Annotated in this window: 11 protein-coding genes; 6 read left to right on the top strand and 5 right to left on the bottom strand. The window is 48.7% G+C overall.

The genetic code is table 11. From position 1 onward, the window contains the following. The 3 genes from QUB64_RS11135 to QUB64_RS11145 all read left to right on the top strand — a co-directional run. A partial coding sequence (locus QUB64_RS11135; RefSeq protein WP_333273244.1) for a Calx-beta domain-containing protein occupies positions 1-290 on the top strand: 290 nt, incomplete at its 5' end. Between the two features lie 1,130 nt (positions 291-1,420). Continuing rightward, positions 1,421-1,846, top strand: coding sequence for a DoxX family protein (locus QUB64_RS11140; protein ID WP_333273241.1), 426 nt, complete (start codon positions 1,421-1,423; stop codon positions 1,844-1,846). After that, a complete protein-coding gene (locus tag QUB64_RS11145) occupies positions 1,843-2,358 on the top strand; it encodes a DUF4385 domain-containing protein (RefSeq protein WP_333273239.1) in 516 nt (171 codons plus the stop codon). The genes QUB64_RS11140 and QUB64_RS11145 overlap by 4 nt, the downstream gene beginning before the upstream one ends. Positions 2,359-2,849: 491 nt before the next feature. Here the strand turns inward: QUB64_RS11145 and QUB64_RS11150 are convergent, their stop codons facing one another. From QUB64_RS11150 to QUB64_RS11160, 3 genes are all read right to left on the bottom strand, one after another. Beyond that, positions 2,850-3,317 carry a regulatory protein RecX gene (locus QUB64_RS11150; protein ID WP_333273236.1) on the bottom strand — a complete coding sequence of 156 codons (468 nt, stop codon included), beginning with the start codon at positions 3,315-3,317 and terminating at the stop codon, positions 2,850-2,852. 89 nt (positions 3,318-3,406) lie between these two features. Beyond that, entirely contained in the window at positions 3,407-3,814 is a 408-nt protein-coding gene (locus tag QUB64_RS11155; protein WP_333273114.1) for an AbrB family transcriptional regulator, read from the bottom strand. A gap of 334 nt (positions 3,815-4,148) precedes the next feature. Next, positions 4,149-4,337 (bottom strand): hypothetical protein, encoded by a 189-nt coding sequence (locus tag QUB64_RS11160; RefSeq protein ID WP_333273233.1) that lies wholly within the window; start codon positions 4,335-4,337, stop codon positions 4,149-4,151. A 376-nt stretch (positions 4,338-4,713) separates the two neighbouring features. On the opposite strand from QUB64_RS11160, the gene QUB64_RS11165 reads away from it, so the two are divergent. Next, positions 4,714-4,869: a hypothetical protein gene (locus QUB64_RS11165; protein WP_333273231.1), complete on the top strand. Its 156-nt coding sequence runs from the start codon at positions 4,714-4,716 to the stop codon at positions 4,867-4,869. A 259-nt stretch (positions 4,870-5,128) separates the two neighbouring features. Then, positions 5,129-5,347 (top strand): hypothetical protein, encoded by a 219-nt coding sequence (locus tag QUB64_RS11170; protein ID WP_333273228.1) that lies wholly within the window; start codon positions 5,129-5,131, stop codon positions 5,345-5,347. A 46-nt stretch (positions 5,348-5,393) separates the two neighbouring features. On the opposite strand, the gene QUB64_RS11175 is transcribed toward QUB64_RS11170, so the two are convergent. Both QUB64_RS11175 and QUB64_RS11180 read right to left on the bottom strand, forming a co-directional pair. After that, positions 5,394-7,058 carry a CHAT domain-containing protein gene (locus QUB64_RS11175; protein ID WP_333273226.1) on the bottom strand — a complete coding sequence of 555 codons (1,665 nt, stop codon included), beginning with the start codon at positions 7,056-7,058 and terminating at the stop codon, positions 5,394-5,396. Positions 7,059-7,062: 4 nt separating this feature from the next. Then, on the bottom strand, positions 7,063-7,320 hold the full coding sequence (locus tag QUB64_RS11180) for a hypothetical protein (protein WP_333273223.1): 258 nt from the start codon (positions 7,318-7,320) through the stop codon (positions 7,063-7,065). Between the two features lie 1,520 nt (positions 7,321-8,840). Here QUB64_RS11180 and QUB64_RS11185 point away from each other — a divergent pair. Next, on the top strand, positions 8,841-11,199 hold a 2,359-nt coding region (locus tag QUB64_RS11185), incomplete at its 3' end, for a cadherin-like domain-containing protein (RefSeq protein ID WP_333273221.1).

Genomic DNA, 11,199 nt, shown 5'->3' on the forward strand with positions numbered 1-11,199 from the left:
ATACACATCGCAGGATTGGCAGCACTGCAAGCAATTATCTAGCCATCATAGACAATAACAGCAGCCTGCAATTTAATTCCCCTACCTTTAACGTCAACAAAAATGGAACGCCCGCTGCAACAGTCACAGTCATTCGCACTAGCAGCAGCGCTGGTGCAGTCTCAGCCAACGTGAACTTGACCAACGGTACTGCAATCGCCCCTGGTGAGTACACCGGTACTCCGATTCCTGTCAATTTTGCCAATGGGGATTCAATAAAAGGTGTTTGCAAGAATCGAACTTGCAGCTAGGAGATCCATCGATCCTATATCCGTCGAGTCGATTTTTCACAACTCTCTGTTGGCAGCGCTTAAGCTGTTCCATCACCAGATAACACCAACAGTGGCTAGTTCTTACACAAACTTTTACAAAGGCTGTAGCCCCAGCGCCGGTACTGCCCCGATTCGCCACAACACAAATATAACACTGGGGATTCATTACAGAGCGTTCCCCAATTGCCTCTACCAAATAATTCTCACAGCGGAAATATTAAATAATTATAAAAGTCCTTGACAAAATCATCGCATTAATCACTCAAATTAAGGTGCGATCGCCTGTAAGTCATACAATTTTAGATTTTCCATTTTTCGATTTGAGATTGGGGAATTGGGAATGACTTATCAAATAAGGGTTTTGAACAGGGGCCTACAATTGCATTCAGTGTTGAAACTGGTGTCAAATTTAGGAGCAATCGCACTCATCAATTCCCTCAAGGACATGACTGACGCCAGGGGACTAAAGAAACCGGGTTTTTTCGCAATATTCAGGATTTGAACCAAATATTTGGGTTAAAAACCCGGTTTCTTGGCACTTCGTGCGATCGCGAACTAATCATTTATGTCATGTTAAGCCCAGACGCATTTGTCGATCGAGAAAATACCCGGCTGGTTTGGCGCACTCAGTGCGCCCGAACCCGAACCAACGCCTGTTTTACTACCCGAAGACAGAGGCAGCCGCAGGGAAATAGACCTTAAAATCTTCCTATCAAAACGCGCGCTATCTGTTTTCGGCAATCACCCGGAGGCATCTCATGCGAGTCCCCGCTTCCTCAAGTTTGGGGCTGCGAAAACTTGGCTGGGACTTAGACGATTTTCGCATTGGAGCATTGAAGATTTTCGCATTGGAGCATTGAAGAATTGCGAATGACTGATGACTACCAGAGTTTCGAACGCGGGCCAGCAGTGGGATGCTTTTTGGGAACTGGTATTACCCCGAAACCAGGTTGTTGAAGAAAAAAAGTATCGTTACAGCCACCCGCCAGACTAGAAAAACCCAGAACTCTTGAATTTTTGGGTCTATCCTCTTGTCATCTCTATCGCAGATAGCGAATTTTTGCAAGCGTTTTCGCAGCAACTTAACAATTATTAATTACCGATTGCCCATGAAAGCTCAAAAAGAAATTTGGCGCGTTATCCTCGCAGTAGCTATCAGTATTGTAGGCGTGCTGCACTTTGCAGTACCCGCACCCTTTATCAGAATCGTGCCGCCCCAGCTTCCTTACCCGGAAGCATTGGTTTATATCAGCGGTTTTTTCGAGATTTTGGGCGGAATTGGGCTATTAGTTCCCGGCGTCAGTAGGGCGGCGGCGTGGGGATTAATTGCCTTGTTTATTGCCGTCTTTCCAGCTAATATCAATCAAGCCGTCAACAACATTCCGATAGAAGGTATTCCACACAACCAATTACTCTATTGGTTCAGGTTGCCTTTTCAAGCTGTCCTGATTGCTTGGGCCTGGGTTTATACCCAACCAGACGAAGGTAAACCGCGGGCTTCTATCGTTCCAGATAGAACAGAAAACGCTCAATGAAGCAGTTCGACTACTCTTTGGATTTTAAGCACCTCGACTTTCGACAGCACCCGGAACTTTATCGGGTGGGGAAAGGAGAACAGGGAGTGCTGTTGGTGGAACCCTACAAATCAGAAATTCTGCCTTTCTGGAGATTTAAGACTCCTGAAATTGCCAGGGAGTCTAGCAGCAAAATTTACTCGTTGTTTTTAGAGTATCTCGATGCCGATGATTTTGTGGGAGCGGACATGGCGCGCAAGTTCTTGCAGATGGGGTATACTCGATCGCGCCGCTACGCCAATCATAAAAGCGGCCGCAAATACCAGCAGAACCCTCAGAAGCTGGAGTCTGTTGCAGAGCAAGCCGCAGCTCGAAAAAATATTTTACCGCTAGAAGCAGATCCGGTGAAAGCAGAATCCGCCACCATTTTTCAAGAGAAATGGATGCTGGCCAAAATCAACGAGAAATATCTCCAGCTTTTAGCCAGACACCGGCAGATGTACGAATCTTCTGGAGACAAGTCTGAGGGGTGAGATACAGATACAAAAACTCGGAACTCACAATTTATACCATTTTTCCAAAATCATGCAACTGTAGGGAAGGTCTAAACCCATATCCAGTCAATCGATTTTAGATTTGAGATTCGATCGCGCGTGCCCCACGAAAGTCCGCAGCCGGAAAGCGGACTTTCGTGGGGCACGTGCGTTCCGTTTTTGTTATGGTAATCGATCGGACACGATCTGAGACGTTCGGCGAGGGCGAGCGCGTTTTCCGCTCGCTTGTCGAAGTGTCGAACGATTTTAGATTTACTCCACAGATTAATCTGGGAGCTTAAACAGGAGTCTAAAATTTTCGGCTCTACCCTCAGGAGTGTCCTTCGCAACTATCCGTTTTTGTGCGGGGTCAATCATTCCCAATCTCCAATCGAAAAATGGAAAATTTCAAATGGTATTAGCCCCCTGAGCAGCAGTGCAGTTGTGCTTGCCTATCTCGGGGGCACACCGAGCAAGTGCGGCCCTACAATTTACTCGTCATCTTCTTCTGTTTGCCACTGACGCCACATTTCAAAGCCATTAAAGCCCCTGTATTGCAGGTAATTCAAGACTTTGCCCTTAGTTTTAGGATCTACTTTACCGATCGCATCGATCTTGTATTTCCGCATGACTTTGGCTTTTAATTCTGCCAGTTTTTCGGCTTCCGAGTCCTGATTTTCGGCAAATTCTTCTTCCCAGACTTGCTCGAACAAATCGCTAGTAATTCCTTTTTGCAGGCACTTGCGCTTGACGGCGGATTTCCCGTATTTGCCCGCAGCAGAGGCGATCGAGTTTGCCACCAAGCGAGTGTCAGACTGATAGCCCCGGTCTTGAATTTGCGCGAGCGCCTCCAATATTTCCTCATTGCCAAAACCTTTCTCTTGCCCCTTTTTGCGAAGTTCAGAGGCACTGTAGTCTTTGCGGGACAAGAGAAAATAGAAATAGTCAAGACAGCTCATCAGTTAAATTGAAGGGTGGCGCGCAAATACTCGTGTAGCGAATGCCAAATCCAGTCGCCTTGCTATCGGCCGACTGCATCGCGATGCCTCTATTCTTCTGTATCCTCCTCTTCTTCCACTTCCACATCCGGTCTGTCCACATCGATCTGAATCAAGCGAATGTGCTTGTATCCGAGTTTAATTTCAAACTCGTCACCCGGTTTTAATCCCATTTCTTGGGTATAATTTGCCCCGATCACGATCGAGCCATTCTTGTGAACGCTAGCGCGATAACTCGCTTCTCGTCCGCGTCCGTCTGCTTTCGACTTCTCTAGCTCAATGCCCTTAGCAGCTAACACTGCATCGTAAAACTCAGCCAAGTTAATCCGGGTTTCTCCACTTTTGCTGACGGTGAAGTAGCCGCAAAGCTTTGCAAGTTCTCTGCGCGGCAAATCGCTGCCTTTGATTTTTTGAAGCAGACCTTTTCCTGTTAAGGGTGCTGTAGCTGTTTCTGCCATTGACCGTACCTCGCTTATTGGACTTTACTTATATCAATTACAACACATTAGATTAACTTTGTTTCACTGTCAATACTAAGAATTCGGAATATAAGATTCTGGATAAATTTCTGCGGCCTCAAAACCGGGGGTGCAAGTAAGGATGCTCGAAGGGCGATCTATTTGCTGCTCGCTGGTGATGCTTGCGTAAGCCTCACTGCGCGATCGCGCGGGGAATTATTGTCGCAAATTAAATGCTTTACTTTTTTACAGTAAAGTCTGTTCCCAGCATTCACCAATTCCCGATCCAGTCTGCGGTCAAGGTAAAAAGCAAGACAGCCATGAATGGAAATACCTAGAGCGCGGCACAGGCAAATCTGCCGCCAGCAATTACCGACGCGGGGTTAACTTTTACCTCAACAAGGCGAGGCAGCACTTGTTCTCGATGCCACTGGCAGCTACTTGTAAACCCTGTTTTTCGGGCGGCCAATCCCCTCAAAACGCCAAATACCGAAGAGCAATCTTCTATTAAGGTACTCGGCATATATAGCGCATCCACCCTGACGGTTAGGAGGTTCTTAATGGCCCTTTCCCCATGCAGTCGATTGCTTCTTGCTTCTTCGGACTTCCATTTCTCGAATTCCTTCTTCCTTCAATACCTGCTATAACTTGCACAGAAAGCAGTCCGGGTTCGGCAATCCGGTTAAAAATCAAGGAAATTTCACCTGTTCGTTGAACGGTTTTTAGCTTAAACCCGAGTCAATGGGCGCGGCGGCAGAAATATGACGCAGCCACCACCAGAGGAATCAGCAGCAGCACCAAAAAGATTGTCTGTTATGTTCTAGGGTCAGATGGGGATTGGGGGATTCGAGGAGAGGGGGATTCGAGTGGGGAATAGTTCATTGAAATATACAATTTAAATGCAGTACAGCGATTTGTTTCGATCGCGCTCCCTTGCTGTGCCACTCTTGACGCTTCGCCCCTTTCTGAGTAGAGATGCGATGGGGCGATCGGGAAAATCTGCCTCGGACGGCCCAAAGCCAGAGAATTTGACGTTCTTTCCACAGGGGAATTGAAAAAGACCGAGTTAAATCCAGTACAGCTTAAATGTTTGATGCAACACAAATTAGCACCCGTTCCCGGCATAGAGTTTTGGTGGAAATGTACTGGATTTAACTCGTTGCCCAGAAGCTGCCAGACTCGGAAAATTTATGCGCAAGCTGTAGGGACAGGTCAAACTCACAGCCGCTTGCACCATCAGGAATTGTGAAATATAGCAACCCCCCTGACGGTTAAGACGTTATTAATTGTTGCAACTCTGGCTTTTATTGTCTAGTGCCGAATCATGAATGCTCGATCGAGCAGTTTCGCACGTACTCTCTCGACGCGAAACCCGGTTGCTTCCTAGATGCGCAGGTGGCCAAGCTGCTGATTTTGGGTAGAAACCGGGTTGATGAGTTTATATCCTCTCCGGCGATCGAGCAGCAGAATTTCGATCGCATTTCCAGCGACAGCCGATCGCGAATTGCCCGGGACAACCGCAGCCTATTTTGAGTCTGGGCAACCGGGCCCAAACTCAACAGATAGTTGGCGATCGTTTTTAGTGGCGTTGTTGCAAGTAATTTTGCGACAGAGGAGTGCGTACCGCCGGCAGTAACTCTTCCGGTTTCGTGCCTCGCTGGTGCCAGTGCCGCCACCCAAAAAAGCCCGCACTCAAAGCAATAGGCAACAAGCAAAGCGTCAGGGCAAGACATTTTTTCAATCCCGATTGTGTTAACGGTTTCTGAGTCGGTGCAGCGGCGCGGGTTGCTTGGATCGCCGAAGACTCAGGATGAGGAATAGAGGATGCTGAATTAGCAGCAGAAGGCCGATCGTTCTGGTGAACCCAATCCCTGCGATCTTTTAATGGGTCGGGAAAATATTCCCAGACTTCGCCGTCATCACTGTCTGACTCATCCGGTAGATTGGCTGGGATTGGCGGGTATTGGGCGATCGTCGAGACCGAAGACGGCGCCTTCCATTCTGTACCCAATCGGGCCGGCGGCGTTCCCGGCGCGATTAAATTTTGCACCACAGAGCCCGATGGCCCGCTTTGAGCTGGGGCGCCAGTCAGATAGCCGTCAAAGTCCGGGTGCTGGTAGAGAATCGGCAAAGCCCAGTATAACTGGTGAGAACCGTAGGCAGAAATTAGTCCCGCCCTCGCCCGACTCAGGCTGAGATCGACTGGATAGCCTTGATTGAGGTTGCGGTAAAACAGCCGCGTCAGAGTTAGGGCTACATCATCGGGAATGCTTTCTGCCATTGCTAGCACTGCCGGAATACCCCGCTTGACTAGAGCTTCGGTTAAATTGCGTTCCGGGCTGTCCTCGGCGATGTTTGAGGGGTCGCCGTAGGCGCCGCGGCAAGAGTTGAACACGGCCATCTGAATGCCGTTGTTGACGAGCAATCCGGCTAAGTCGTCGCCGCTCAAGGTTTCGGTTAAACCGGTGCGGCTGCTGACTAGGTAGAGTTCGCCGCCTCTAGAACCTAAGTTGCTGTGGCCTGCGTAGTGCAAGACTTGGTAGTGTCCTTGTTCTAGGGCTTGGGTAAGCTGTTCTCGATCGGGCTGTTCGAGAATAGTCAGTTGAATTTCCGAGTGGGGGCTGTTTTTGAGGGGGTTAGCGCTGCGGTTTTGCAGTTCTTGTTGCAGGTGGAGCACTTCTCGCGAAAGCTGCAAGCTGTCTCGATCGCTCGGAGAGGCGATCGCCACTAAAATTTTTAGTGGGCCGCCGCTGGGCAGTATCCGGGTTTGTTTGAACAAACTTGTACCTGGTTGGTAGCGGGAAAACACGACATCAGTGCCGGTTGCCAAAGGGCGATCGTCCGCGTGCAGAACTTCCCACGGCAGCCGCGGCAAGAGCCGGCCTTTGAGTCCGAGCCGCAGTTGCAGCACTTCTCGGCGGTGCTGGGCGATGCCTTGAGCGCAAGTCCAGCTATCGCGCAAGTTTCCTTGAAACAGCCCGCTGTATAATTGTTGCCCTAGGGCTACTAAATTCGGCGCTGAGTTTTTTGCCGATCGCGAGAGTCCGCGACCGCCAGCACCAGTTCCCTGGAACACGCCCACCAAGGGGTCGTTCATCAGTTGAGCAGACAGTGCAAGCCATTGGTCGATCGGCCAGCGGACTTGTTGTTCTGCTAAGGGTACACCGGGTGCAACCTTTTCTGTCCGCACTAGATATTCGTCGTCCCCAACTGGGGTGACTGAGAGTTTAAATTCTTGGCTCACCGATTTAGCGCCCTCCCGCCTCAATTCTGAATTTGCCTGCGTTTTTGCCGCTAGCAATACCGACCTGCAAACTGCTTTTTACTCTTTCAATCAAAGTTTCTGAATGCGCTTCCCCCGAGCGGGCGATCGCTGGACTCAAATATATTTGTTCAAACACTTTGAGGCTATAAAAAAAGTTGTACTTTAATAACAGTTTATTATTTTTGATTGCCCTATGGCTCGGTGAAAGCCTAATTTTCTCCAATCTTGCTCTCTTCAACATTTTGCACCTCTACCGCAGACCCTTTAACATTCGTCGGGAACTTGAGTTTGTCATTGCTGAGTAAAGTTAAATTGGAGGCACTTTACCAGGCGGATCTCTAGTTCTTATTAAAATTACTTCGGCTCTCGCCAACCCGTTTCAGGGCAATATCGGAGGCAAAGTTGAGTAATTTTTTTGGGTCGGCGATCCGTCGCTCTGTCCTCAGCGCTTATCCTGTACCACCAACCCCCCATCTAAAATCTTGACTTTGTGTCGATTAATTAATTGGTCAGCCCGGAATCCTCATCCGTAAGCCATCCCCCCTCATCCGTCAGCCCTCAGCGGCGATCGGTAATCGATAGAGCGACCATCGATAATTGCTAATTTACCGCTGCCATGTTATTGAAATTTTTGTAAAATTTAACTGTCTTAATCTAGTTAAAGTTAAGCCGGAAAAATCCAGTTAAGTATCCAATAATTTTCAACAATACAACTGCTATCAAATATTCCCGCCCTCTCAAGCAACCAGCATTTTTATCATCTAGAGGACTAAGCCTCATCCAGCCTCTTTTTCGGATAAATATTGGGAAAAGGCAACTATCAACCTACATATAAACCGGGATGAGCGGGCCCGCGCTGCGTCATTCCCGCTCAAAATGCCGAGCGAGCTTGCAACTTTCACCTAAAATAATGCCCGTTTCCCAAAAATAATGCAACTGCCGGCAAGCTTCACAGCCATACAAAATAGGTCATTCCTAATCTCAAATCTCAAATCGAAAAATGGAAAATCTCAACTGGTATAACTCCTGCGTTTATTCCTGTTGTTTATGAAGTTTACAATCTGTCTTGAGATAGATATTTTTTTGGATAACTGCTAGTATTTATATAAACAATAATATTTTGATCGGTTCGATAGGCTCCCTCGAATTGAGATAAACTTGTGCGATCGAAAATTAAAACAAATATTTGCCGGGGCGAACCATCTAATTTTTTTATTAATCATCGGGAACTAAAATTAGGAGCGTGCAGTCACTTGCAAAAGAGATGCAAATCCTAAGTCAGGGAAGGATTTGTCAGAGCTGGGAGTGTTAAAAAAATTTAATGCACCAGGCTCGATCGCAGGAAAAGCAAGGGTAAAATTTGGGGATAAAGGTTTTGGGTAGTTATGTGGGAGTTGTGAGTTGCGAGTTTAAATTCTGCTAATCCACTGTATAAATTACGTAGAAAATCTACAATTCGGCGCACTTAGGCGCAGCTTACTGTAGAAATTACGGAGAACATCAAAAGCGAGCCGCGCTTCGGCGCAGCACTTACAGTGTAGGTGGCGGCTCAATTATTTTTGGTGCGTAATGGCAGAATCTCAAACTCGCAACCGATCGAAATAATCCCTGGCAGTTTAAATAGCATCTATAACAAAAAGGTGGGGACACCAGCCGCTATAGCAGGTGAAAGTATAAAGTTATAATTTTCTGCTAGTGCTGCCTCCTCCTTGCTGATAAACTGATTCTAAGAAGCTCAGTCCTTTTTGGGAAATATCAAAGATGGCAGAAGAAATATTGTTAGAAAATGTATCGGGAACACTTTTTCCAGATCGAGATGAAATGGAAATTTCTGACCTGACAAAAACCAGTTTGTTTACATCGATCGCCCTGGATGATGATGAGGAACCAAAACTCCGGCTTTCCGACAGCGAGCTCGCTCGAATCGCGGGTTTACGCAAAGCCAGCGCTATAAATTCCGACGACGGGTTAGTCAAGTTAGTTGACGACACGATCGCAGAAAACGGCGGCAGCAGCGATGGGGGCAAAGTTCCGAATCCGTCTAACGACGCATCCGCAACAGGTGCTGAGGATAGCAGCAACATTCGTGAATTTAACGGCGTACCCGAAGAAGGTGCGGGCGACAAAAAAGACAAAAAAGATGACAGCGACACCGATGGCAAGACGATCGAAGGCACGGATGACGATGACATAATTGTCGCCACAGGCGCTAATCAGTCGCTCTACGGCAAAAAAGGCGATGACAAAATCAAAGCCAAGAATGGCAAGAATAAACTCTATGGAGGTAAAGGCAACGACGATTGCCAGGGCGGCGATGACGATGACGAAGTAAGAGGCGATCGCGGCGACGACAAGTGCGACGGCGGCGAAGGCAACGATACCCTCTACGGTGGCAAAGACAAGGACACTCTTTCTGGTGGCACCGGCAACGATACCTGCAAAGGCGATGACGGCGATGACTGGGTGCACGGCAACGACGGCAAGGATGACGTTGACGGCGGCAGTGGCAGTGATACCGTCTACGGCGGCAAAGGCGACGACACCTGCAATGGCGGCGAAGGCAACGATACCGTCAGGGGCGATCGGGGTAACGACAACGTTAACGGCGGCGAAGGCAACGACACCGTCATCGGTGGCAAAGATAACGATACCGTCACCGGCGGTGCTGGCAATGACGGTTGCAGCGGCGACGATGGCGACGACACCGTAATGGGTGGCAGCGGCGACGACACCACAACAGGCGGTGGCGGCAACGACAACGTTAGCGGCGACGAGGGCGACGACAGCGTTGTCGGCGGCGACGGCAAAGATACCTTGATCGGTGGCGAAGGCAACGACGCTTGCAGCGGCGACGAAGGCGACGACAGCGTTGTCGGTGGCAGCGGCGACGACACCACGATGGGCGGATCTGGCAACGATACCCTCGTTACTGGCGACGGCAATGACATGGCAGACGGCGGCGACGGCGACGACAGCGTTGTCGGCGGCGGATCTGGCAACGATACCCTGATGGGCAATAGCGGCAACGATACGATCGTTGGCGGTACTGGCAACAATACCTGTAGCGGCGGTGCTGGAAATGACGTTTTTGTCATGGGTATGGGTAACAATACCACTCCCGGAAGTTCCGTCATCACTGACTACACACCTGGTAGTGACAAGTTTCTGCTGTCTGGCGACTTGAACTTTAGCAGCTTGTTGTTTGTACAAGTCGGCCTCAATACCGAAATTCGGCTCAGCAGCAATCAGTTGGTGCTGGCGCTATTGTTGAATGTCAGCGCCACGATTCTCAATGCTGGCGACTTTTTGGGAGTTAATGGTAGCGCTCCAAGTCCAACTCCAAGTCCAACTCCAAGTCCAACTCCAACTCCAACTCGAACGGTTAATAGCCCTCCGCGATCGCAAGCTAATAATAGCCTGACTGTCGGTTCCGACGGCAGCTCGCAAACTATTACTGCTGACTTGTTGAAGTTTGTCGATAGCGAGCAAGGTGCTAGCGAGATAGTCTTTAAGTTAACGGAGCTGCCTGATGCTAAAACCGGGAAACTCTTGTTTAAAGGAGCAGCGGTAACAGCAGTTGGTTTGACCTTCACTCAAGCAGACATTAGCCTCGGATTGTTAACTTTCCAAGCGGCAATAGGTTTTGTCGGTGCGGCTAGTTTTAGTTTTGAAGTTGGCGACGGCAAAAACAATGTCACCAGCCAGCGTTTTAGCTTCAACGTCCAGCAAAATGTCTTTAATTTTGTTGGCAATACAGCTCCTCAAATGATTGTCGGTTCGCTCACGCTAGATAACGACATCCAAGGCGGCGACGGCGGCGATGAGATTACAGGCGGTAAGGGCAAAAACAAAATTAAAGCAGGCAAAGGCAACGACAAAATTAAAGGTGGCGATGGCGGCGATAACGATATCGACGGCGGCGATGGCGATGACACTATCATCGGTGGTAAAGGCAAAAACAAAATTAAAGGAGGTAACGGCAAAAACAAAATTCAAGGCGGTGATGGCGATAATGATATCGAAGGTGGCGATGACGATGACGATATCATCGGTGGTAAAGGCAAAAACAAAATTAAAGGAGGTAACGGCAAAAACAAAATTCAAGGCGGTGATGGCGATA

The sequence above is a fragment of the Microcoleus sp. Aus8_D2 genome, from assembly GCF_036702665.1.
Taxonomy (GTDB): Bacteria; Cyanobacteriota; Cyanobacteriia; order Cyanobacteriales; family Microcoleaceae; genus Microcoleus.